Origin of the sequence: Leuconostoc citreum, from assembly GCF_007954785.1 — a bacterium.
GTDB lineage: Bacteria > Bacillota > Bacilli > Lactobacillales > Lactobacillaceae > Leuconostoc > Leuconostoc citreum.
Map to the genome: position 1 here is coordinate 1,530,649 of NZ_CP042410.1, position 25,005 is coordinate 1,555,653.

Sequence of the window (25,005 nt, forward strand, 5' to 3'; positions counted from 1 at the left end):
ATAAAAAGCATACAAAAGTTGTATGATTTTAAAAATGATACTTTTTTAAAACAGTAACGTCGCCGCCTTAGAAATTAAATTGGCTTCCGTTAGCTGATGATTGTTTTGCATGACTTGAAGAGCATCTGCCAATGACAACCAATCAGCAGCAATAACTTCCGCTGCTTGTAGTCGGATAGGCATTGTCTCGCTATCTATTTTTATAGCGTACCAATCTTCAATCCAACTGCTTAATCGACGCGTCAATAGGAATCGTAACTGGTGAGCTGGTACACAAATATTCATTTCTTCTGACAACTCTCTCACTAGGGCCTGCTGACTCGTTTCCCCGACTAAAGCTGAACCCCCAATTTCAGCTGTCCATAGACCTGGTCGACTCATCTTATGAAATGACCTTTGCTGCAATAAAACCTGTCCAGCAAGATTAAAAATAATGCCATTGGTCACTAAATGATACTCCCCAACATTGAGTTGCTCGTCACGTCGATGTGAGCGCCCCGTCTTTTGTTTATCGGCTGTGTAGACATCCCATAGCTCATCTAGTTTATCAGCACGCTCATCAACCATGTGCTGGCAATAAAACGTCAGCTAATGCTTCTCGCGTCGTGACAATACTATCTGGTTGTGCTGCTTCTAACGTTGCGAGATGATGTGAACCCCATGTCACAGCGATAGTTTTCATGTGTGCCGCATGACCAGCGTCAATATCAAAAGTAGCATCACCAATCATAACGGCTTGATTGGCAAGCAACTGGTGCTCTGATAAAGCCTGTAATAAGCCTTCAGGATTTGGTTTAAAGGCAACCACACGATCAGAACCATAAATATCAGTAAAATACTGATCACAAGATATCAACTTTAAATTCCGCTTTGCAACAGCTGACTTTTTACTAGTCATAATAAAGAGAGCTATGCCTTGTTGCACCAATTGTTGTAATAATTCTGGGATTCCTGAATAGGCTTTAATATTTTTTTCAGATTCATTATTTTGGTAAGCCTGACGAAATAGCTGGAATAGTTTTTTTAGTTTTTCTTCACTAAGTTGTCGTTCTGATAATTTTGGAAAAGAGGTTTCAATAGGCACACCTTGATAATTGATAATATCTTGAGCCACTGGTATAGGTAAACCAACCGATTCAAATGCTTGTTGCGTGGCTAACACAGAGAGCTTCTCTGTGTTTGCAATCGTACCATCAAAGTCAAAAAAAACAGCCTTCAGTGCTTGGTTTTTCATCATTTCAGCACCTCATTAAGTAGGTCAAAATGCCTACCGATATCATGCACACGATGTGCATCTGAACCGTAAATTATCGGTATCCCCATATCCTGAGCAGCAGTGATAATATCATTATCCGGGTAAGCCTCACCATTTTCCGGTTCACTTAAACCAGCTGCATTAAATTCTAATTGGTAGTCTCTTGCCTGTATCATTTGTAAAATATCTCCAATTTGGCGGTAAATTTCATCTGAATAGTCTGGCAGATTGAGTACCTTTTGAAACTTTTTTACTAAACCTAAATGTCCAATTCTAACAGGCACATCAAGACCAATTACTGCTTCAACACTTTGCGCGACAGTTTGGAAATAACGTTGGTAAAATTTTTGGGGATCAGCCAACAGGTTTGAGAAATGTGCTGACACATATTCCGCTGTATAGTCAATTGGACGCAATTCGCCTACGTCATCTGGTATAAAATGAACAGCAAGCACAATTTCATCGAGCCATGTTTGATTATCACGCAAAAAGCGACGCATATTCACTTCATTATTAGCTAAATAATCAACTTCAAATCCCTTTGTGATTGTAATCTGTTGCTTATATTTTTTTATTAAACGTGCCGTTTCACGTTTAACCTGAACAATGTCTTCATCAGTGACAACGGCATAATCACCTGGCAATGACAGTCCCGATAATAACGGTGCATGCTCGGTAATTGTATAGGTTTCAAATCCTAACGTCATTGCACGCTCAATATAAGCATCAAAAACTTCATCAGAATTTTGATGTGAAAACGGTGTATGTGTATGGCCGTCTTTTTTTGGTAACATCATTGCACAAACCTCTTCATTCTTTCCGTATCATTAACTATTATTGTACAGATAAGTTAAAAAAAAAGCGAACCAGAATATATCTGATTCGCTTAATGATTTAATGATTTAAAGAGTTGACTTAATCGTGATTAACATGGTTAATCACTTCAAAGCTGACCAATTCCAATCAGTAAATTCTTCGATATCGCGACCTTCGTTACGAGTAACTTCGAAATGCTTTGCCAAAGTAGCATCCATCTTTTCGATAAATGTATCAGCAGCTGCTTGATCAATTGTGCCATTAGCTGACAAAATTTCGGCAGCTTCCTTAGCTTGGTGGAAACGATCCAACTTTGAGTAAACACGCATGTCATAAGTTGTTGTGATGTCACCATCTTCACGGTAACCATGAACATAAACATCACCCTTGAACTTACGTTCGAAGAAGAATGATTCAATCAAATCTTCGTAAGCGTGGAAACCAAAGATAACAGGCTTATCAGCTTGGAAGAACTTGTTGAATTCTGCGTCAGATAATTCACGTTCATCATTCATGTGAGATTCTGACTTCTTTTGCAAACGAAGTAATTCAACAACGTTAACATAACGGAACTTTACTTCTGGGAAGGCTTGGTTAATCAACCACAAGGCAGCAAGTGTCTCGATTGTTGGTTCTGTACCAGATGATGCGAATGTAATATCAACATCACCAGATGGTGCAGTAGAAGCCCAATCAATAATCTTCAAACCTTCATTAGCTAATTCATCAGCTTCATCAGCAGTAAACCATTGTTGACGTGGTTGCTTAGAAGCAATAATCAAGTTAACCTTGTGACGTTCTGAGAACGCACGATCTTGAACAGCCAACAATGAGTTACCATCTGCAGGCAAGTATTCACGAATGAAGTTAGACTTCTTTTCAGCCAAATGAGTCAACATACCTGGATCTTGGTGTGTGTAACCATTGTGATCTTGTTGGAACGCAGTTGACGTTGCAATCAAGTTCAATGATGGATAATCATTACGCCATGCTTGTTCTGAGGCGTGACGCAACCACTTGAAGTGTTGTGTAACCATTGTATCCACAACACGCAAGAATGACTCGTATGAAGCAAAGATACCAACGCGGCCAGTCAATGTATAGCCTTCAAGCCAACCTTCAGCTTGGTGCTCTGACAATTGCGAGTCAATGATACGACCTTCTGGGCCAACATATTGATCATTTGGTTCCTTAACTTCTTCCATCCATTGACGGTTAGTTGTGTTAAAGAGACTCCACAAACGGTTTGACATTGTTTCATCAGGTCCAAAGACACGGAATGATGTTGGGTTCAACTTAGCAACTTCTTCCAAGTAGTTTGAAAGTGTTGTCATATCCATGTTTTGAGTAACCTTTGGCAACTCGTGTCCACGATTCTCATTTGTAATGTCATTTGTGAATTGACGCCAATCTGGCAATGTCAAATCAGTCGCTTCTTCACCACGACGACGTCCGCCGTTAGCGATTGGGTTAGCTGACATACGCTTGTCACCCTTAGGTGCAATAGCTTTCAATTCATCTTTTAATGAACCATCAGCATTGAACAATTCTTCTGGCTTGTATGAATTCATCCAGTCTTCGAATTGTGACAATGTTTCTAACTTATTTTGTGCCAAAGGCAATGGCACTTGGTGAGCACGGAATGAATTTTCGATAGGGTTACCATCTTCATCATGTGTTGGTCCACCCCAACCCTTTGGCAAGCGTGCAATAATTACAGGCCATGCTGGGATTGTACCATCTTCGTACTTACCGTTTTCACGCGCATCCTTTTGGATAGCTTGAATATCTTCAATAGCTTGATCCAAAACCTTAGCAGCCAATTCGTGATAAGCTGCATAGTCATGGATGTCATCATTTTCGATAAAGCGAGGTGAGTAACCCAAACCTTCAAAGAACTTTGTGATTTCTTCATCACTCATACGTGAGAAGATTGTTGGGTTAGAAATCTTAAATCCGTTCAAATCCAAGATTGGCAAAACAGCACCATCATTCTTAGCATTCAAGAACTTTGTTGAGTGCCATGATGTCATTGATGGGCCTGTTTCGGCTTCACCATCACCAACAACAGCAAAAGCAATTTGATCAGGATTGTCCAAAACAGCACCAAAGGCGTGTGACAATGAATAACCCAATTCACCACCTTCATGTAATGAACCTGGTGTTTGTGCTGTCATGTGTGATCCGATTCCGCCAGGGAATGAGAAACGCTTGAACAAGCGGCTCATACCTTCCAAATCTTGAGTGATTTCTGGGTAATCTTCAGTATATTCGCCATCCAAGTAGGCATTAGTAACCATTACTTGGCCACCGTGTCCTGGTCCACCGATGTAGAACATGTTCAAGTCATACTTGTTAATCAAACGGTTTGCGTGTGCATACAAGAATGTTTGACCTGAAATAGTTCCCCAGTGACCGATAGGCTTAACTTTAACGTCTTCGGCTTGGATTGGTGTGTTAGTAACTGAGAACAATGGGTTGCTCTTCAAGAAGATCATCCCTGCTGACAAATAGTTAGTTGCACGCCACCACTTATCAACGAGTTCCAAGTACTCTTTTGAATCGAAATCTGCCATGAGATTAAGTACTCCTTATTTTTTGAGAGAATCGTAAACCACGAATCTTTCTCCGTTATTTACTTCTCAAGTATAACCGATTTTAAGGATTTATTCAAGATAAAAACATTATTGGTTGATTTTGTTTTTTATTTTGGTTGGCGCAGTAACATAATTGGTACGGTCCAATACAATAAAAATAGTTAAGTTTTTTATTCGGAATCAATACTAACAAAGGCGTTATATCTTAAATATTTATAGTGTAGTCGCATACTGGAAAATTCCAACGGTGTCCCGTCATCCATGAAAAATATACCTTCCATAATCCCAACTGGTTCACGATCTGACAGTTCCAATAATTGTTGGTCTTCTGGGTTTGAAGGTTCAGCCATGATTGTCATAAAGGATTTGGTTACCGTTCGGTTTTTAGTATTTTCGACATACTCATAAACCGAACCTGAAACAATCTCTCGATTTAAGCCCGGTAATACATTAATCGGGACATAGCCCCTTTCAATCATAAACGGCACCCCCTCTAATCGTCGCAAACGTTTGATTTCATAAACAAAGTCACCTTCACTCAAAAATAACGCTTGTTGCTGTTCGGGTGTTGCTGGAATAACACGAAAATCTAATAATTCGATACTTGGTGCTTTCCCATCGACCCGAAACGAATCAGAGACACCTAAATTAGAGCCTTCATGTTGAAATAAAGCATTATTTTTAAGATAGAGCGGATTGACGAAAGTGCCACTGCCACGCTTTTTAAAAATAACCCCTTGTTGTACAAGAACATTCAAGGCACGCTTAATTGATGAGCGTGAGACATGATAATTTTCGGCCAAAGAACGTTCGTCTGGTAACTTTAGATTAGGAAAATCACCATTATATATTTTTTGTTTTAAGTCCGCTTGCACGGTTACATATATAGCTTCTGACATCATGCCAAATAGTATATCATGAATTGGTTGGACCGCGCTACTTTTTGGTTGTGCCAATTTGTGGTAAACTGTCATTATTATGGCAAAAAAGAAAATCAAAAAAACATTACCTGAGCAGATTATGGATAAGCACGATGTGGCATACGAAGGCTTTGAATTTAATATTCTAGACAAAACTGAAGCCCAACGGGATGCTCTATTAGAAAAATTCAATGTCAAACACGCAGACATCTATAAAACGTTAGCGGCTACTGGTGATAAGACTGGTCCAGTGGTAGCAATTATTCCCATTACACAACACCTCGCCATGAAAAAATTAGCACACGTTTCTGGCAATAAGAAAGTTACCATGTTGTCTTTGAAAGAACTGCAAAAAACTACCGGATACGTTCATGGCGCTAATAACCCAGTGGGTATTTGGCAAAATAAACATTTCCCCATTTTTATCGATAGTACTGCTGAAACTGCCCCTTATTTTCTGGTCAGCGCTGGTGAACTTGGCCGTTCTGATAAAGTTAAACCAAAAGATATCGCAACACTAGTCGGTGCCACATTTGCTGACTTGCTGGATAAATAAAATAATAAAAAAAAGGGACGGCCAATATATGGTCGTCCTTTTTTACCACCCTGGGTTACCATTTGGTCCAGCATTTGGATCGTCGCGAAACAACGGCGCCATCGGACTAAATTTGAATGTTGGTTTATTAAACATCAGCGTTGCAGTGCCTCGCGCACCAGCACGATTCTTTTCCAAAATGATTTCAATTGGAACAGCCTCATCATCATTACGCTGATCCCCACTACCGTCTTCATCTGTCCCATCGTTACGATAATAATCATCACGATATAAAAAGGCAACAATATCTGCATCCTGTTCAATCGAACCAGATTCTCGCAAATCTGATAACACTGGCCGCTTATCAGTCCGTTGTTCAACGCCTCGGCTAAGCTGTGCTAAGGCTAAAATTGGCGTATGCAATTCCTTCGCTAATTTCTTAATGGCACGTGATATTTCCGACACAGCTTGCTGTCTGCTTTCTGTGTTATTCGATTCAATCAAACCCAGATAATCAATAATGACCATACCAATTGGGTGAGGATTGTTAATTCTGTCTTCTTGCGTCATATCATTGAGCAAGTCTTTTTCTAACTTACGTAGTTTGGCACTAATTTGATTAATTTTAATACCTGGTGTATCATCCATGTAAATTTGCATGTTAGCCAAGGATTGCATGGCTAATGTTAGTGATTGCCAATCATCTTGGGACATTTGCCCAGTCGTTAGGTGAGCCGAATCAATTGCCCCTTCGGCCGCAACCAATCGTGTCACTAGGTCAACTGCACCCATTTCCAAACTGAAAACAACCACAGGCACTTGTTCTGCTTTAGCAACGTTCTTTGCAATATTTAACACAAATGCAGTCTTTCCGACTGCTGGTCGAGCCCCTAAAACAACCATTTGATCTTCTCGAAAGCCGTGCGTCAAATTATCTAACTCCGGATACCCTGTGGCTAACCCAACAATATCATTGTCGTTTTCAACAGCGTTATCTAAGTTCTCTTGAAATTCACGCAAGACATCTTTAATTTTTTGAAAATCTTCGTCACCACGATTTTCCGCCAATGTATCTAAATTACGGTTAAGTATATCTAAGATATCTTCACTCGGTTCAGCAGCATCATATGCCAAAGACATGCTACGTGTTAATGTTTCAATAATACGACGTAAAACGGATTTTTCGCGGACAATATTTGCATAATGCTTTAAATTGGCTGAAGACGCCGATGACTCAGATATTTCGGCCAAATATGTCATGCCACCAACATTTTCAAGTTGTTGCATGCTATTAAGCTTGTCTTGCAACGTCAACATATCAATAGGGCGCTGTTCATCGACTAACTGCTGCATCGCTTTGAAAATTGTTTGATGCGCTTGACGATAAAAGTCCGCAGGTTCCAAAATCGCCTGAGCTTCTACCATGGCACTATCTGATCTCACATCGAAAAAAATGGCCCCGAGCACCGCACGTTCCGCATCCACATCTTGTGGTACTTGCCGATACTCGTATGATCCCGGATTGTCCATATTATCCCTCGCTGACGTGTACACGCAAATTGGCTACAACATCACGATGCAACTTAACTGGAACATTCGTATATCCCAATGCATGTATGGGTTGATTCAACAATAATTTGCGCTTATCCAGCTTAATTTGTTTTTGTGCTGCTAATGCGGCAACAATTTGCTTAGTTGAAATAGCACCAAACAAACGTCCGTCGGCACCGGACTTCCCCTTAACTTCTACAACAAATTTTTCATCTGCCATTTTAGCCTTTAGTTGTTCGGCTTCGGCTAAGGCTTCAGCTGCTGCCTTTTCCTCTGCTTTTTGACGCCCTTTAACAGCACCTAAATTTTTACCTGTTGCTGGTTCGGCTTTTTTATTTTTAATCAAAAAATTGTTGGCGTAACCATCCGGTACTTCTTTAATTTCACCTTTTTTGCCACGACCTTTAACATCTTCTAAAAATACAACTTTCATCTTGAATCTCCTTCTATTTGTATGCACTAGCTGACAGCGTATTCCCCAATTACTGTGCTTCAATGGCTGCTTGTAAGACTTCTTTTAACTGCTTTGTCACTGCTTCTGGTGTCTCACCTGAAATTTGTGTTGCCGCATTGGATAAGTGGCCCCCACCACCCATTGCTTCCATAATACGTTGCACATTGCGTTGTCCTGTTGAACGCGCCGAAATACCGACACGACCATCCGCACGCTTTGTCACAACATAAGAAGCTTCTACACTGCTGATTTGTAATAATTCATCTGCTGCTTGTGCTGTAATCAAACCCGAATAGGTTTGATTACTTTCTCCTGTCACAATAGCATTACCTGAATCCACCACTGCCAAATTAATGAGATGCGTACGTGATTTAAAATCAGTTAGGTTTTCTTTCATAAACGATTGAATCAAATTACTATCTGCTCCATTGGCTCTAAGATAACTTGCCGCATCAAATGTACGTGAACCAGTTCGCAAGGTAAAGTTTTTCGTGTCAATTTGAATGCCACCAAGCATAGCGGTCGCTTCTAATTTTGTAATCGGCGCATGGCTCTGATCTTGATACTGTAACATTTCTACAACTAACTCAGAGGTTGACGATGCATAGGGCTCAACATAAGTCAACAAAGGTTTTTGGTCCAACCCTTGTTCTGCTAAACGGTGGTGATCAATCACTACCACTCGGTTGGCTAACCTATCGAGCAAATGTGGTGCACTAGTAATTGCCGATTGTGCATGGTCAATTAATATCAGCAATGTGTTCTCACGCACTAGCTTTAAGGCACGTGTTTCATCAACAATCGAATCATTAATATTGGAACCTGGTGCGACAATGTCAGGTGTATTTTTTCTAATTTCTGCCAATAATAATTTAATATCACTATATACCGTTTTTTGGTCAATAATAACGAATGCTGGCTTATTTTTAGTTTGTGCCATACGCCAGATACCTAATCCGGCACCAATAGCATCTAAATCTGGTGTTGCATGGCCAACAATCATAATGTTATCAGATTGTTCCATTAATTCAGCGACAGTTTGTGAAATCATACGTGCGCGGACACGTGTCCGCTTTTCCATTGGGTTTGTTGCACCACCATAAAAGCGAGCAGCTGATTGATTAGACTTGACAACAACCTGGTCACCACCACGACCTAATGCTAAATCTAAGTTGGTTTGTGCCATTTTAGCTAGTTGAATAATATCCTGCTCACCATAAGCAACACCCATGGATAACGTCACCGGTGAATTTTGTTGTGCTGTGGCCTCTCGGATTGCTTTTAGTACTGAAAACTTATCTTTTTCTGCTTCTTGTAACGCAGTTTTATAGCCAAACATGACATAATGAACTGTATTTAGCCTTCTTAAATAAATATGATGCGTGGTTGCCCAATCAGATAATGCGCCTGTGACATAAGTTCGAAGTGTAGAAGTTTCTGATTCACTCATGCCTTCTGTAACTTCTTCATAGTTATCAACAGAAATTAAACCACTAAATAATTGATGATTATCATATTCTGTGGCAATAGCAGCATACTCACTAATATCCATCATATAAATGACGCGCAAATTTTGCTGTACATAAAGCGAGAACTGTTTATCTTGCCATGTAATTGTATTCGTTTCTTTTGCATCAGAGTAGTTTTTGACATCAGCAGCGAGATTGCCATCTAAATCGGATAGCGATAATCCTAAAACATCACGCTTACCAATATAACCTTGCATGTAAGGATTAATCCAATCTATTTTTTCAGTATCATTTAGCAATATAATACCAATAGGCATCCGAATCAAAGCTTCTTGTTCACTACGAGAAATGCGATAGCCTAATCCTGAAAGGTATTCCTGTGCATTCTCACTAACCTCTTTCAGCGCCTGACCAGAATAAATCAAACCAATAATTACAACAATCAACCAAATCAATCCAAAAACCCAATTGACAAGTACCGCAAAAAAAGCACTCAATAGGCTGACTAACAACAGTAATAATGCTACAGTCCCTAATTTTGTACTTTGAAAAAATATTGGTAATGTTTTAAAATTAAACAGCTTTTTCACAAGTAACCTCAATATTCCCCATGTTTACTTTTTGACTATTTTTTGTCAAAAAAATCATATACCCTATTTTACCACAGTTCGCTTTTTTCAAAATAAACAAAAAAGCCCAGGTTAAATACCTGAGCTTTCTAAAGCAGAATAATATTAATTAGTCTTCTGTAACGAATGGCAACAAAGCCATGATACGCGCACGCTTGATAGCTGTTGTTACCTTGCGTTGGTTCTTAGCTGATGTACCTGTTACACGACGTGGCAAAATCTTACCGCGTTCTGAAATAAAGCGTTCCAACAATTCTGTGTTCTTGTAGTCAATAAATTCAATATGATTGGCTGCAATGTAGTCGACCTTACGGCGACGACGTGGGCCGCCTTGTGGACGACGTGAACGTTGTGGACGTTCTGAGTTTTGTGGACGTGAGTTTTGTTCTGACATGATTGAAGCTCCTTTCCTAATAATTTAAATATTTTTAAAATGGTAAATCATCATCTGATATATCAATTTCTGTTTTGCCACTAGCCGCAAATGGGTTAGGTGCTTCACTTGTTGCAGTTGATTTTTGGGTGTTTTGATTTGCACCAGCAAAAGGATCAACAGCATTAAAGTTATTATTACTTTCACTACCACCAAAATGATTATCATTTGAAGGTGTTGTTGCTGACGTACCATTTTGGGCACGACGCTTATCGCTTTCAGCACGTGATTCAAGTAATGAGAAATTATCGACAACAACCTCGGTAACGTATACACGCTGGCCTTGATTATTTTCATAATTTCTTGTCTGCAAACGACCCTCGACAGCGACTAAAGCGCCCTTACCAGTGAAATTTGCAAAATTTTCCGCTGCTTTTCGCCAGATAACGGCGTTAATAAAGTCAGCTTCACGTTCACCAGATTGATTAGTGAACTGGCGATTTACCGCCAAGCTAAACGTGCCGACCGCTGTACCCGATTGCGTATAGCGTAATTCCACATCCCGGGTCAATCGCCCAATCAATACTACTCGATTAATCATATTAAAGCTCCTTCACCAGTGGAATTTCAGAATTATTCTGCGTCGCGCTTAACAATCATATGACGTAAGATATCTTGTGAAATCTTTGCCAAACGATCAAATTCGTTGATTGCAGCATCGTCTTCAGCAGTGAAATTGATGACGTGGTATACGCCTTCGCGGTAACCAGCAATTTCGTATGCAAAACGACGTGTTGCCCAATCAGCAGACTTAGTAATTGTTGCGCCGTTGTTAGTCAAGATACCATCAAAACGCTCTACAAGCGCTTTCTTTGCATCCGCTTCCATATCAGGGCGAACGATGTAAGTCATTTCGTATGATGTAGCCATGTTTTATTTCCTCCTTTTGGTCTCTGGCAGCCTTGGCTGCAAGGAGTGTTTGCACTTTTGTGCATTCACAATTATTAATGATACTACAAAACAAGGGTAAATTTCAAGTACTTATCAGAATTTTCCAGCCGGTCACTATATTATACGTTCCTCCGAAAGAAAAAACTAAAATTCTGTCGTAAAATTAATTTCCTCTAGCCCCTCTTCAACCATTGCAATAAATTCATCATCAGCCAATCGTTGTAAAATATCACGATCACTGTTGGCCGACATCCCCGCTAAAATGTTGCTAACCACTGTTTCCCACATGGCATCTGCTTCTTTTGTCATTTTCACAGTACCATAGCGTGCCCGTGGTGTTCTATTATTATTTTGTGCTACTTGGAAATCATACGCTGAGGCCAGAACGCGTGCCACACTTTGTGCGCTTAGTTTGTCTTCTAGGGCTTGTCTAAATTCAGGTAACTGCATGCGTTTTCTCTCAATGTCATTATTTGCTTAATTATCTCAAATTATAGGAACGTTTGTTCGCTTTGTCAAGTTGTTGTTTCTGCTAGCTCATATAAGGCTTGTGCAAAAATAGCTTGCGCGCGAGAAATATTAGACAGCAATACATATTCATCTGGCTGATGACTCATCACTGGCAAGTTGGGAAATTGCCCCCCAAAGGCTACGCCACGTTTTAATAAACGGGCATATGAACCACCATTTGATATTTTATACGTTTTATCTGTGTTTGTCTGTTGCGCGTATATATTTTGTAATTTAGTCACAATGACATCATTTAAATCGACCATATGTGGTTGACTACCAAATTGTACTTCTTTAAAAATTTTAGCTTTTAACGGACCGACATGACGTTGAATTTGAGTTAGAATTGTCGTTTCGCTCATGCCAACTGGATACCTAAATTGAATTCTAATGTAGCCTTCCTGCCCCTGACGATAAACTGTTTGCCCTACATTCATCGTTAAATCGCCCATAATTTGATCATGGTAAGCTAAACCGATGTTTGCTGCAAAGACATCACGATGATACACATCGCCTAATTGGTGGAGTAAAGCTTGTGCTTGGTGTTGGAAGGCGTAATGACTTAGAAAATGCGCTAAATAAGTGCCTGCATTCAATCCGTCTTCAGGATAAGCACCATGTACTGATTTGCCATACAAAGTCAGATGAATTTCACCGTCATCATATTGACCAATACCACTAATTAATGGTTCTGCGGTCAAGTATTGCTCGTATTGTTTTAAAAACAAATTAATATCCTGATTATCTGACAATTTAACAATTGCCGTGGCTTTGCCGGGAACAACATTGTCACGCGTTCCCGCTTGAAAAGCCAGTAATTCAAATTCGCGATAATCAAAAGTATCGCCTACGAAACGCATGGTAATTGTCTGGACTCCTTTTTCACCTGGGACTACAGGAAAGGTTCCATCAGGTGAAAAACCAAGTGTTGGCTCACCAAAATCTTTTAAATAGGCTTGCATGTCGCGCCAATCAGATTCTTCATCACTACCGAAAATTAAGCGAATTTTTCTTTTGGGTACAAAGCCCTGATCCTTTAACTGCTTTAAGGCATAATAGCTCGCAATTAAATCTGCCTTCATATCATATACCCCGCGGCCATAAAGACGATCATCAACAATTTTAGGACTAAAAGGCATCGTAACCCGCCATGCTGCTGCATTACCGGGAACAACATCAACATGAGATAAAACGCCCACAGTCTCTGGCACATCATCTGGTCCGTAATCAACTGTCACAACCATGTTGTCTGCAACACGTTCTACCTTAAAGCCATCACGCGTTGCTATATCAACTAAAAATTGTAACGCCGTATCAATCCCAATGCCAAAAGGCCTTTGAAAAGTAGCTGTTTGCGGATCTAAGACAGACGGTATTGCTAAAAACTGCAATAAATCCACTAATAATTTATCTTGATATTTCTGTGCTGTTAGTTGCCATTTGTTCGTAGTCAGCATCACATTACTTAGCCTCTCTGTTATTTAAATGGATTATATATGCGCCCATGATTGACCACTAGTAACCAAACACCGATTATAATGACGATACCAGACCCAAAAATGATGGCGCCATCTCTTTTAGATAGTGATTGTTCTTGGTACCAAGATCTTTTACTTTCACGTCCAAACCGACGCAATTCCATAGCTTGACTAATCGTTTCAATCCGATTAAGGCTTGTAAAAACAAGTGGTAAGATGATTTGCACTGCGCCCTTTGAGCGTGCTAATAAGGGTGCCTTAGTAGATATTTCATAGCCTCTCGCCTGCTGAGCTAAACTAATAGTACGATAATCACTTTGCACATCGGGAATATAACGTAAAGTGATTGCAAAAGCATAAGAAACTTTATAAGGCACGCCTATTTTATTCAATCCGGCTGCAAATTCACTGGGATTAGTCGTAAATAATAAGACAATGGCCAAGGGCAATGAAAAGAAATATTTAAGTAATAAATTAAACTCATAGAACAATTGCTCTTGTGTTATCGTCCAATAACCGTTACCAAACAAGACATGACGTGTCCCATATAATGACACACCATATTGCGGTGCCAAAACGGTTACCATCACAAGGTTAATCACTGCAAAAAAAAGTACCAGTTTAAGCATCAAAGCATATTCGTGATATTTAATATGTGCTGTTTGCATTAAAATAACTGCCATGATACTTAAAAATAGTAAAAAACGCGTATCATAGGACAACATGCCCATCGTTGTTAACGCCAGAAAACCAATTAATTTTGCTGTCCCAGTTGTTTGGTTGAGCCAAGTATCTCTTTTTTTATAACCAAATAAATTATTCATCGTTCTCCTGTAGCATTTTCATATACAATCGCGGCATTCAACATCTCTGGGTGATCAATTTGCAATCGTGTTGCGAGTTGATAAATACTCGTCGTACGTAAACTGGCCGCTTTAACAAGTGCTTCATTAGCAAGCAATTCAGCTGGTGTCGTATCAGCCAATAACTGCCCGTCAACAATCACTAACGTCCGAGTTACAAAGTTTGCTAACAAATGCATGTCGTGGGTAATAATGATGATAGTTGTCTGTGATTGCTGATTGATTTTTGTCAAAAACTTTAGTAGTTCACCCGTGTGTGTGGCATCTTGACCGGCTGTCGGTTCATCTAAAATTAAAATTTCTGGTTGCAACACAAGCACTGCCGCAATTGTCAAACGTTTTTTCTGGCCAAAACTCAGTGCGGCAATCGGCCAGTGACGCATGCCGTCTAAATCAACTAAACTGAGTACTTCACGGACACGTGTTTCTATTTCAACAGATGAGACATGTCTTAAAATCAAGCCACTGGCAACTTCATCATAAACTGTTGCTTTCGTAATCATATGATTGGGGTTTTGTAAGACATAGCCAATGTGATCTGCGCGCTCTTTGATTGATTGCTGCAAAACTGATTGCCCATCTAACAAAATATCCCCCGAATCAGGCATTAAAAAGCCCGTTAGCAGGTGCGAAAGCGTTGTTTTCCCCGATCCATTTTTGCCAACAATACCCAGTATTTCGCCTTGACGAATGCTAGTATTTAGCCCCTCAAATAAGGCTTCGTGCGTATCGTAACCAAAATTCAAATTCTGAACGACTAACTTTTCAGGTAAGACTGGCTGCCGTTTCACAGGCACTTTCAGTTGTTCAATAGCATGTTTTTGGTCATCAACGGAGACTAATTGAACATCTGCTACGTGGTCTAGTTTTGCTACTTCGATACCCGAACGACGTAATAACTGTACAAACAGCGGCTCGTCAAGCCCGTTTTCTGGCAATATACCGGCCTGAATAATGGCAGTTGGCGTATCGTCGGCTACGATATGACCATCAGACATCACAATGATCCGATCGACATCTGCACGCAACACTTCTTCAATACGATGTTCAATAATCACAACTGTTAAATCACGCTCAGCTTGTAAACGATTAATCATATCCATAGCAGCATTACCTGCTGCAGGATCTAAACTAGCTAACGGTTCATCAAACAATAATAATCGCCCATCATCAACTAAAACACCCGCCATAGCAGTTCGTTGTTTTTGACCACCAGACAACATTTGTGGCGCTAATTCTAACCGTTCACTCAAGCCAAAACGTTGCGCCCATTTTGCTACTTTAGCCTTAATTTTTGATACTGGTTGATCATCATTTTCTAGAGCAAAAGCAATATCTTCTGCCACAGTTAAACCAACGAACTGGGCATCCGAATCCTGTAGTACTGTGCCAGCCTGTAAAGATAACTCGAAGAGCGACTGTGATAGAATATCTCGACCGCGGAGTTTTAGTGTGCCAGTCACATCCCCAGCATAGGCTTCGGGTATCAAACCATTTAATAGTCGTAATAAGGTTGTTTTACCTGAGCCCGAAGCACCAGCAATTAATACTTTCTCACCAGGAAAAATCTGAAAATTAATATCGTGTAACGTGGGTTCGGCTTGTGCATGATATTTAAATGTGACATGCTGAAAATCGATAAGCGGCGTTGCCATAATGTATCCTTTATTGTTTAGTATGTACACAAGCTATTGCGCTTGTTTGATGTTTTATTCACTACGTAGACTGCTCTTCTTTGGTCGTGACTTGACATAAGCGACCAATAATAATGATCCGATGATTGCTACGGATATAGTGTTCACAACCGCAGTTACTGCACCTTGTAGGAATACTTTCTGTGCCGCTTCTTTATAGATTATAATATCGCCAAGCGGTGCGATAATCACCCAGACCAAGACATTTGAAACTGCCTGCCAAACATTAAATTGCACCAATTTTTTGGTTGTCAACTCGCCATATTCTAATGCTAAATACTTTTTACCAAAGCCTAACAATAAGCCAAAGACGCCATCTGCAATCACCCAAGACCACCACGGTGCCCCATAGGTCACGGCATCATTTAATGTATGTCCAATTAAACCAACCAACAAGCCTACTACGGGACCAAACAACCCCGCAATCAATGCTAACCAGCCCTCAGCAACATTGATTGTCGTATTGGGCACACCGGTTGGGATGGCTATAAACTTCATTAAAACAAAAAACACCGCAGCCCCTATACCAGTTGCAACGACTGATTTCACTGAAAATCCCTGATTCTTTTTCTGATTATGCATGCTTTTACGCCTCGCTTTCTAATTAACTGTTCTGTTACGCTACCACACAAAATAAACGACTAGGCCCTACATGACCGATATTGAAAACAAAAAAGGTCCCTGTTAGTCATCTAGCGCATGACTAACAGGGACGCAAAAACGTGGTACCACCCAAATTTAATCGCACATTGTCTAACAGTATGCAATCCTTAAGGTTGATAACGGGACTAACCGTGCCAACAGCTTTCACTATTCGCCTCATTCACGTTCATTTTCAATATGTCTCATCAAATCGGCTTTCACCCGCCCGACTCGCTTTACTGATGCTACATACTTACTCTTCGTTTCATCGATTTATTAACATGACTAGATTTTAAGACACTTCTCACACTTTGTCAATGCATTTATTATTTTATTAATCTGGCAAAATAATTTGCGTAGAAGGACCTTGTGGTTGATTAATCTCTTGTTGTTCTTGTACTAAGAAGCTCGGAAACATTGTCAAAGATTTTTGTTCAAAACCAATAACGGATGAACCCAATATGCGACTCACTAATTCAATTAATCTTTCTTCAAAAATCGGCTTATCAATTTGTTCAATTTCTGGTTTGAGTGCTTGCTGATACATATTAATGTGCACATGTGGCATTAATGCATAGTCTCGCCCAATAAGACCAGCCCACGCTTCAAAAAGCTCACTTGGCACTTCATCTTCGTCGCTAGCTATCGGCATAAAGTTCACACTAAAAGTATTATTAGCTTCACCCTCTTCATCAAATTCAGCTTGCGTGATTTTACCATTTGTTAATTCACTGGCATAGTCAAAATCAAAGACGCGTCGCTCGTCAAAAATGTGAATAAAGCCTGCTGTCGCTTGTTCATCACTAGCCATATCAACTACACGCAAAATACGATCACGCTGCCCATTAAAAAGTTGTTGTGTAAAATAAGACATTATTCACCCATATGCTGATTATATCGCCTTAGGCTAACCAATAAGCATACATTCCTCCATCCATTTGTTACCCAATTCTAACACAATGATTCACGAACCACCATATTTCAAATGATAAAAAAATTCAGTCCGAACAGTGGACTGAATTTTTAAACATTGCTTAAAGTGTTGTGAAATCAAAGACTTTACGTCCGGTAATTTTACCAGCTTTCATCTCATCAATGATTTCGTTCATGTCTGCAAAGTTAACTTTCTCAACAATTGGCTTAACTTTGCCTTCTGCACCAAACTGGAAAGCTTCTTTCAAATCAGCGCGTGTGCCTACTAATGACCCACGAACTTCAATACCATCTAAGACGGTCTTAGCAATATTCAAAGCCATGTCACCTTGTGGCAAGGCCACAGCAACTAACTTACCCATAGGGCGTAGTGAGTCAACTGCTTGATTAAATGCAGCTGCGTTAACTGCGGTCACTTGTGCAGTATGGACACCACCGGTTGCTTTTTGTACTTCAGCAGCCACATCTTCAACCCTTTTACGGTTGATTAGGACTTCAGCACCATTCTCTTTTGCTGCAGCAAGCTTATCATCATTACCATCAATAACAGCCACATGTGCGCCAAACACGTTGTGCGCATACTGAACAGCTAAGTTACCTAAACCACCGGCACCATGAACAGATACCCACTGACCTGGTTTTGTTTCACCGACTTTAAGTGACTTATACATTGTCACACCAGCACAGGTAATCGACGTAGCTTCAAGTGGATCCAAGCCTTCAGGCACTTTAACAGCATACTTAGCATTAACCACTGCCTGTTGTGACATAGCACCATCAACCGTGTAGCCTGAATTCCGAACTTTACGACAAAATGTCTCATTTCCCGTTACACAATAATCACAAACGCCACAAGCATCATAAAACCAAGCAATAGATACACGATCACCGATCTTCAAGTAATCACCAGCACCTTCTGCTAACTTTGACACACGACCAACACCTTCATGTCCGATTACACGGCGGAACGCACCGTTTCGTTGTCCAATTTTATTAGGATTCCCAAAATCGGCACCGGCTACGTGCAAGTCTGTATGGCAAAGACCAACATATTCCATATCAACTAGGGCTTCACCAAATGACAAAGCTTTTGGTTCCCAATTATCAATTAAATCAACGTAACCATCTGGGTTTTCACGTACGACTGCTGCTTTCATAATATCGATATACTCCTTCTTTTTGTGAACTATTTTACAAGTAAATTGTACCTGTTTTAAGGACAGATGTAAAGTTTTTTTATCAAAAAACACACAATTTCACAATTTATTATGTGATCAATCAGACTAAAAAAACACATGCTAATGCACGTGTTTAATCAAAAGTTAACACTAATTTACCTAAAACATGTTTTAATGTCTGGAATTGTTTCATGTTTTCGGCATCAAAAGGTGCAACTTGGGCAATTTTGATTGAAATTTTGCCAACTGAAACAAGGCCCAGCAGTGTTTCTAAACGCTGCCCATTCGATTGCAGGTAACTGTGTTGTACCCGTTGATCAGTTGCATCTTCGACAAGTGATACTAATCTGCCCTGTGGTTTGAGTACATTTAACGATTGCTGTAATGTATCGCCACCAATTGTGTCTAAGATGACATCAACCCCCTCGGGTAAAGCCTGTGTCAGGGCAGTGGTGCGATAATCAATGACTTGCACTTGATTATCTATCGCCTGCAAATATGCTGTCGCTGTGCTACTGGCAGTAGTGTATATCGTTTGTGCGCCTCGAAGTCGTGCAGCTTGTATTGCAGCTGATCCAACTGACCCTGCCCCACCATGAATTAAGACAGACTCACCTGGCTGAATATCTAAATCTACTGTCACCATCTGATAACCCGTTTGCGCGCCTAAAACTGTTGCCGCAGCAGTTTCATAACTGACATTATCCGGTATTTTAGCCAGCAAAGATTGACTAACAGCAACATACTGTGCATAAGACTTTAAATGCGTCGAAGCTGCCACGCGGTCACCTATGCTAAAGTTTTCCACCTCATCTCCAACAGCAATGACTTGACCGGAAACACTTGAGCCTGGAATTAATGGCGTTGGTTTATCTGTCCCCATCAACCCTTGACGAAACTTAACGTCATAAGGATCAATTGCTGTGGCGTGTTGTTGTACAAGAACCTGTTTTGATTTAATTTCTGGTCTTTGTGCTGTTTGTGTATCCGTCAAAACATCCAAGTCACCATAATTAATCATTTCTACAGCATACATTGTGTCACACTTTCTAAATTAATATAATTGATTGCAACGTGTCAATAACTATATTTTAGTCTAAAAACGATCATAAGTGTTACTTCCTGTTCTAAAAAAGCATGAACTAATGCTATGCATCGTCCATGCTCTCATTTAATTCAGATAATTTGATTTAACATCAGCCATTGTTTGTAATACGGTTGCCTTATCTAAAACAACTAGCATTTCAGGAAGATTTGGTCCCTGAACTTCATGTGTTGTCGCAATACGAATAGGATTCCAGAGATTACGGCCTTTAATTTCGAGCTGATTTTGAATACCACGAATCGCATTCAGGTAATCTTCTGCTGTCGCATCATCAGGTAGTGCGATGTAAGCTGATTCCCATGCATCAAACACGCGACGACCTTCTTCGGAGGTTAAGTAAGCCACCATCTCATCAGTAATATCACCTAATTCAAAGAAAGGCTGACGTACTAGGTCAACTATTTCACGCGTATAAGAAATGCCTTCAACACCAGCCACCTTAATCACCTGAGCTAACCAATCTGCCTTAGCTGTTGCATCAGCAGGACTAACAAGATTAGCAGTCACTAATTCTTGAATTAATTGTGGCATAATTTCTTCTAAATCACGGCGCATCCACTGGTTATTAATCCATTCCAACTTCTTTTGATCAAACTTCGCATTTGCCTTTGACAGGCGGGTTTCGTCAAACATTTGCTTAAATTCTTCTAGTGAGAAAATTTCGTCTTCACCCTTTGGTGACCAACCTAGTAAACCAATAAAATTGACCATTGCTTGTGGTTGATAACCTAATGCTTTGTATTGTTCAACGAATTGCAAGACGTTTTCGTCACGTTTTGATAACTTTTTACCTGTCTCACCATTGATAATCAGCGCCATATGACCAAATTGTGGTATATCCCAACCAAGCGCTTCAAATATCATCATTTGCTTGGGGGTGTTAGACACGTGATCATCACCACGCAACACATGCGAAATCTTCATCATGTGGTCATCAACTACAACTGCAAAATTGTATGTTGGCATGCCATCGGCTTTTTGAATGACCCAATCGCCTCCAACTTCTTTGGCACCAATTTCAATGTGTCCTTTAACAATATCATCCCAAGCGTAAGTCTTTTCTTCTGGCACACGGAAACGAACCACTGGCTTTAGACCCTTTGCTTCAAATTCGGCATACTTTGCCTCACGTTCTTCACGTGTTAAACCTTCATATTCGTAAACATAATGCGGGGCTTGCTTGGCTGCTTGCTGAGCTTCACGTTCAGAAGCTAGTTGTTCCGACGTTTTATAAGATTTATATGCCAACCCTTCAGTCAACAACTTATCAATAAACGGTTGGTAAATACCCTGCTCATTACGCTCAGATTGGCGATAAGGTCCATATTCACCTGGCTTTTCCGGTGATTCATCCCAGTCTAAACCGAGCCAAGCTAAGTTTTCTAACTGAGATTTTTCGCCATCAGCAATATTACGGGCTGAATCTGTATCTTCAATACGAATAATAAATTTACCATTATAATGGCGAGCAAAAAGCCAGTTAAAAATAGCTGTACGCGCATTACCAATATGTAAATGGCCAGTTGGTGATGGTGCGTAGCGAACACGAATATCTTCTGTCATGTGATGTGTTATAGGTGTTTGTATAAAAAATCATACAAACACATTCCTCCTCAGTTATACGGGTAAAACCCGCTATTTATCTACTCTATTGTACAACATTACAGCGCATAATTTCCAACGCAGACTGGCCTGCCAATTCAAACGGTCAAATTTATGTCGATCCCTTCTACGTGTACTTCATTTAAGTACATCATGAGCAGTAATGACGTATATTCAAGCTATTTGTACAACGATATTGGTTGTTTCACGTGAAACACTTTAGCAAGAGATTAATCTAACGCTAACGCCAAGGCTTCACTTAATGTGGCAACGCCAATGACTTGAATTCCTGCTGGTAATTCAATACCATTGAGGTTATTTTTTGGCACAATTGCTCTTTTAAAACCAAGTTTGCGCGCTTCTTTCAAGCGTCCTTCAATATCAGCCACACTACGCACTTCCCCAGTCAATCCAATTTCACCTACAAAGACATCACTAGGTCGTGATTCTTTATCATGATATGAACTCGCCAAGGCCACAGCAATAGCTAAATCAATCGCCGGTTCATCTAATTTAACCCCGCCGGCCGCTTTCAGGTATGCATCTTGATTTTGTAATAACAAGTTGGCGCGTTTTTCGAGCACTGCCATAATTAACGACACGCGATTGCGGTCCAATCCCGATGCTGTTCGTTGAGCATTACCAAAAACAGTTGGCGTCACTAATGCTTGCAACTCGACTAAAATTGGTCGTGAGCCTTCAAGCGCCACAACAATAGCTGACCCAGTTGCACCAGCAAGACGCTCCTCTAAAAATATTTCTGACGGATTAGCAACTTCAATTAGTCCACCATCACGCATTTCAAAGATTCCTAATTCATTGGTGGCACCAAAACGGTTTTTAACAGCACGTAAAATACGATATTTATAGTTACTATCTCCTTCAAAATAAAGCACCGTATCAACCATATGCTCTAAAATTTTTGGTCCAGCAATTGCCCCATCCTTGGTGACATGTCCAACAATGAAAACAGATATATTATTTGTCTTGGCAATTTGTAATAAGTCAGCAGTTACTTCTCTAATTTGTGAAACTGATCCTATAGCAGAAGTTACATCGGGCTCCTGCATTGTTTGAACGGAATCAATCACAACAAAATCAGGTTGTAAATCATCAATTTGCTTCTTAATGGCTGTCATGTCTGTCTCAGGATAAAGATAAAATTCATCATTCCCGACACCTAAGCGGTCAGCACGTAACTTCACCTGAGTGGCAGATTCTTCACCTGTAACATACAAGACACGTCCCTCATGAGCTAATTGACCAGATACTTGCAATAGCAAGGTCGACTTACCAATACCAGGGTCACCACCAATTAGCACCATAGAGCCCGGTACCACACCACCCCCTAAGACACGATTTAATTCTTTGAGGTTTGTCGCTACTCGCGGCGTTTCTTCTGAAGTGACTTCATTAATTTTTTCGACTTTGGCAGTCCGACCATCCAAGCTCACTCTGCTCTTACGGTCTGTTGTTTCTGGTAAGACCTTTTCTTCGACAAGCGTACCCCATTCGCCACAATTGCTACAGCGCCCGAGATAACGTGCTGAAACATAGCCGCAGTTAGAACAAATAAATTGTGTTTTTACTTTAGCGATAATCGGTCTCCTTTAAACTGTTGCACAACTAATTTTGGCCTGTCGACCCAAAGCCACCCTGTCTCTGTGCTTTCTCTGTTGTATCATCCCCATCGGCTAATAGATATGGTAAGAAAATACCTTGGCCGATACGTTCACCCTTTTTAATCACAACATCTTTCACCCCAAAATTAATAAATTGAAAGAAAATTTCACCTTCATTAGAAGGATTATTATAATAATCAGCATCAACAATCCCTACAGCATTTGGCATCATAATCCGCTTCTTAATTGGGCCACTAGAACGCGAAACCAGTTGTAAGTATTCGCCTTCTGCCATATAGGCTTTGATGCCCGTCGGTACCAATACTGGTTTAAGCATCCCCTGTAAGTCTTCATTATCTTGTATATTTTTAAGCTTGCCAAGTGATAAAATATTTAGTCCTTTAAAGAATGGATTACTTAGAGCACTTGGAATAACCACATCTTCAGATGCCTCAAAGTCATAGCCAGCTGCTGCTTCTGTGCTTCTTTTTGGTAAATTCAAGTCATCCTGATTCTTAGTTGATACAATTTCAAATCCGCGCATAATTATTTAACACACGATGTCTTATGACAAATCATGTGCTTCCTCCATTTCAATTATCTTTCTACTATTATACGGTAATTCGCTATGAAATTTATATCAAATTACCGTCCAAATGAATTGCCATATTATTTTAACCCTGATAGCATATCAAATATAGCTATGCCTGCGGTATAATAAAGTAACCTATTGTTGTAGTCTTACATGATATGCAGAATGGAGAAAGTGATGAAATTCCAACATGAACCCGGTCGTTACTTTTTAAAAGAGAACGACAAAACCTTAGCCGAAATTAGCTATACAACAATTAACGATGGCCAAACCTATGCCATCAATTCAACAATTGTTGATCCGTCACTACGTGGTCAAGGCGTGGCAGCACAACTAGTAGATGCTGTCGTTGATGAGGCACGTGAAAAGCATATGACAGTACACCCCGTTTGCTCATATGCTCGTCAAGCTTTTTATAGAAACCCGGATAAGTATCAGGAGATTGAGTACAAACCATGAGCCAAGCGTTACAAAAAATTATTGCTGGTCGTCGCGCCGCTGAATTTGTTCAAAATGGCATGGTTGTCGGGATTGGGTCTGGCTCAACCATTGCCCATGTCATCGAAGCACTTGGTGAACGTGTCGCGCAAGAACAACTTAACATTGTTGGCGTAGCGACTTCTGAAAAAACACGCCGCAATGCAGCACAACTGGGAATTCCCATGTACAATGTCGATGATATTGATAAAATCGATTTAACTATTGATGGTGCTGATCAAATTGCCGATGACTTTTCAGCCATTAAGGGCGGTGGCGCTGCATTATTATGGGAAAAAATCGTCGCCTTCAACTCACGACAAAATATTTGGGTTGTTGATGAAACAAAACGTGTCACTAAACTGAACCAATATCTACCTGTTGAAGTAATCCCATATGGCGCTAACCAACTGTTTAAGCGTTTTCAAGCAGATGGTTTTCACCCAACATGGCGTTTAGACCAAAACGGTAATCCTGTAAGAACTGATTCAGCTAATTTTTTAATTGATTTACATTTACCAATGATTGATAATCCTCGTGATTTGGGGGATGAACTCATCAAGATGGTCGGTGTTGTCGAGCATGGCCTGTTCACTGATGTCGTTAACCGTGTCATTATTGGCACAGATTCACAAACAGCAAAAGTAATTGATGTTAAATAATACGAAGCAATGAACTATGTTTCATTGCTTTTTTGGTATGATTAGCTATTTTAACAACTAAACCTTATATAATAGCTTTTTATCATGTCATAATAGA

25 protein-coding genes are annotated in these 25,005 nt (G+C 40.1%); 3 read left to right on the forward strand and 22 right to left on the reverse strand.

Annotated features, from left to right (window positions below; all coding sequences use genetic code 11):
• Window positions 1-45 precede the first annotated feature (45 nt).
• The 5 genes from FGL72_RS07600 to FGL72_RS07620 form a co-directional block, all read right to left on the reverse strand.
• Complete coding sequence (locus FGL72_RS07600) at window positions 46-567, reverse strand: NUDIX hydrolase (protein WP_085699343.1); 522 nt, start codon at window positions 565-567, stop codon at window positions 46-48.
• Window positions 560-1,237 carry an HAD family hydrolase gene (locus tag FGL72_RS07605; RefSeq protein WP_004908465.1) on the reverse strand — a complete coding sequence of 226 codons (678 nt, stop codon included), beginning with the start codon at window positions 1,235-1,237 and terminating at the stop codon, window positions 560-562. Before FGL72_RS07605 ends, FGL72_RS07600 begins: the two co-directional genes overlap by 8 nt.
• Window positions 1,234-2,052 carry a histidinol-phosphatase HisJ gene (gene hisJ / locus FGL72_RS07610; protein ID WP_085699345.1) on the reverse strand — a complete coding sequence of 273 codons (819 nt, stop codon included), beginning with the start codon at window positions 2,050-2,052 and terminating at the stop codon, window positions 1,234-1,236. Before hisJ ends, FGL72_RS07605 begins: the two co-directional genes overlap by 4 nt.
• A 141-nt stretch (window positions 2,053-2,193) precedes the next feature.
• Entirely contained in the window at window positions 2,194-4,647 is a 2,454-nt protein-coding gene (locus FGL72_RS07615; RefSeq protein WP_004904494.1) for a phosphoketolase family protein, read from the reverse strand.
• A gap of 191 nt (window positions 4,648-4,838) precedes the next feature.
• Window positions 4,839-5,567 carry a GntR family transcriptional regulator gene (locus FGL72_RS07620; protein ID WP_036058318.1) on the reverse strand — a complete coding sequence of 243 codons (729 nt, stop codon included), beginning with the start codon at window positions 5,565-5,567 and terminating at the stop codon, window positions 4,839-4,841.
• Window positions 5,568-5,646: 79 nt separating this feature from the next.
• Here FGL72_RS07620 and FGL72_RS07625 point away from each other — a divergent pair, with 79 nt between their 5' ends.
• On the forward strand, window positions 5,647-6,144 hold the full coding sequence (locus FGL72_RS07625; protein ID WP_004899560.1) for an aminoacyl-tRNA deacylase: 498 nt from the start codon (window positions 5,647-5,649) through the stop codon (window positions 6,142-6,144).
• Window positions 6,145-6,186: 42 nt separating this feature from the next.
• On the opposite strand, the gene dnaB is transcribed toward FGL72_RS07625, so the two are convergent.
• The 17 genes from dnaB to FGL72_RS07710 all read right to left on the reverse strand — a co-directional run bounded on the left by dnaB (window position 6,187) and on the right by FGL72_RS07710 (window position 23,721).
• The gene (gene dnaB / locus FGL72_RS07630) at window positions 6,187-7,653 is read right to left on the reverse strand and encodes a replicative DNA helicase (protein WP_004899562.1); all 1,467 of its coding nucleotides are present in this window, start codon (window positions 7,651-7,653) and stop codon (window positions 6,187-6,189) included.
• A gap of 1 nt (window position 7,654) precedes the next feature.
• Window positions 7,655-8,107 (reverse strand): 50S ribosomal protein L9, encoded by a 453-nt coding sequence (gene rplI / locus FGL72_RS07635; RefSeq protein WP_004899563.1) that lies wholly within the window; start codon window positions 8,105-8,107, stop codon window positions 7,655-7,657.
• Between the two features lie 49 nt (window positions 8,108-8,156).
• The gene (locus tag FGL72_RS07640) at window positions 8,157-10,187 is read right to left on the reverse strand and encodes a DHH family phosphoesterase (protein WP_085699346.1); all 2,031 of its coding nucleotides are present in this window, start codon (window positions 10,185-10,187) and stop codon (window positions 8,157-8,159) included.
• Window positions 10,188-10,335: 148 nt separating this feature from the next.
• On the reverse strand, window positions 10,336-10,620 hold the full coding sequence (rpsR, locus tag FGL72_RS07645; protein ID WP_004904499.1) for a 30S ribosomal protein S18: 285 nt from the start codon (window positions 10,618-10,620) through the stop codon (window positions 10,336-10,338).
• 34 nt (window positions 10,621-10,654) lie between these two features.
• Window positions 10,655-11,200, reverse strand: a complete 546-nt coding sequence (gene ssb, locus FGL72_RS07650; RefSeq protein ID WP_004899568.1) for a single-stranded DNA-binding protein — start codon at window positions 11,198-11,200, stop codon at window positions 10,655-10,657.
• Between the two features lie 32 nt (window positions 11,201-11,232).
• Window positions 11,233-11,529 (reverse strand): 30S ribosomal protein S6, encoded by a 297-nt coding sequence (gene rpsF, locus FGL72_RS07655; protein WP_004899569.1) that lies wholly within the window; start codon window positions 11,527-11,529, stop codon window positions 11,233-11,235.
• Between the two features lie 165 nt (window positions 11,530-11,694).
• A complete protein-coding gene (locus FGL72_RS07660; protein ID WP_004899571.1) occupies window positions 11,695-12,000 on the reverse strand; it encodes a hypothetical protein in 306 nt (101 codons plus the stop codon).
• Between the two features lie 65 nt (window positions 12,001-12,065).
• Window positions 12,066-13,517, reverse strand: coding sequence for a dipeptidase PepV (gene pepV, locus FGL72_RS07665; protein ID WP_004899573.1), 1,452 nt, complete (start codon window positions 13,515-13,517; stop codon window positions 12,066-12,068).
• 20 nt (window positions 13,518-13,537) lie between these two features.
• Window positions 13,538-14,362 carry an energy-coupling factor transporter transmembrane component T family protein gene (locus tag FGL72_RS07670; RefSeq protein ID WP_085699348.1) on the reverse strand — a complete coding sequence of 275 codons (825 nt, stop codon included), beginning with the start codon at window positions 14,360-14,362 and terminating at the stop codon, window positions 13,538-13,540.
• A complete protein-coding gene (locus FGL72_RS07675) occupies window positions 14,359-16,056 on the reverse strand; it encodes an ABC transporter ATP-binding protein (RefSeq protein WP_146992887.1) in 1,698 nt (565 codons plus the stop codon). Before FGL72_RS07675 ends, FGL72_RS07670 begins: the two co-directional genes overlap by 4 nt.
• Window positions 16,057-16,110: 54 nt before the next feature.
• A complete protein-coding gene (locus tag FGL72_RS07680) occupies window positions 16,111-16,677 on the reverse strand; it encodes an ECF-type riboflavin transporter substrate-binding protein (protein WP_004899578.1) in 567 nt (188 codons plus the stop codon).
• 394 nt (window positions 16,678-17,071) lie between these two features.
• The gene (locus FGL72_RS07685) at window positions 17,072-17,611 is read right to left on the reverse strand and encodes a hypothetical protein (RefSeq protein ID WP_004904508.1); all 540 of its coding nucleotides are present in this window, start codon (window positions 17,609-17,611) and stop codon (window positions 17,072-17,074) included.
• Between the two features lie 160 nt (window positions 17,612-17,771).
• On the reverse strand, window positions 17,772-18,827 hold the full coding sequence (gene adhP / locus FGL72_RS07690) for an alcohol dehydrogenase AdhP (RefSeq protein ID WP_085699352.1): 1,056 nt from the start codon (window positions 18,825-18,827) through the stop codon (window positions 17,772-17,774).
• Between the two features lie 154 nt (window positions 18,828-18,981).
• On the reverse strand, window positions 18,982-19,884 hold the full coding sequence (locus FGL72_RS07695) for an NADP-dependent oxidoreductase (protein WP_085699354.1): 903 nt from the start codon (window positions 19,882-19,884) through the stop codon (window positions 18,982-18,984).
• A gap of 135 nt (window positions 19,885-20,019) precedes the next feature.
• Window positions 20,020-21,516 carry a glutamate--tRNA ligase gene (gene gltX / locus FGL72_RS07700; RefSeq protein WP_004899587.1) on the reverse strand — a complete coding sequence of 499 codons (1,497 nt, stop codon included), beginning with the start codon at window positions 21,514-21,516 and terminating at the stop codon, window positions 20,020-20,022.
• 269 nt (window positions 21,517-21,785) lie between these two features.
• Window positions 21,786-23,153, reverse strand: a complete 1,368-nt coding sequence (gene radA, locus FGL72_RS07705) for a DNA repair protein RadA (RefSeq protein ID WP_080514229.1) — start codon at window positions 23,151-23,153, stop codon at window positions 21,786-21,788.
• Window positions 23,154-23,181: 28 nt separating this feature from the next.
• Window positions 23,182-23,721, reverse strand: a complete 540-nt coding sequence (locus FGL72_RS07710; protein ID WP_146992889.1) for a dCTP deaminase/dUTPase family protein — start codon at window positions 23,719-23,721, stop codon at window positions 23,182-23,184.
• A 225-nt stretch (window positions 23,722-23,946) separates the two neighbouring features.
• Here FGL72_RS07710 and FGL72_RS07715 point away from each other — a divergent pair, with 225 nt between their 5' ends.
• Complete coding sequence (locus tag FGL72_RS07715; protein WP_004904518.1) at window positions 23,947-24,228, forward strand: GNAT family N-acetyltransferase; 282 nt, start codon at window positions 23,947-23,949, stop codon at window positions 24,226-24,228.
• A complete protein-coding gene (rpiA, locus tag FGL72_RS07720) occupies window positions 24,225-24,908 on the forward strand; it encodes a ribose-5-phosphate isomerase RpiA (protein WP_004899594.1) in 684 nt (227 codons plus the stop codon). Before FGL72_RS07715 ends, rpiA begins: the two co-directional genes overlap by 4 nt.
• Window positions 24,909-25,005 lie beyond the last annotated feature (97 nt).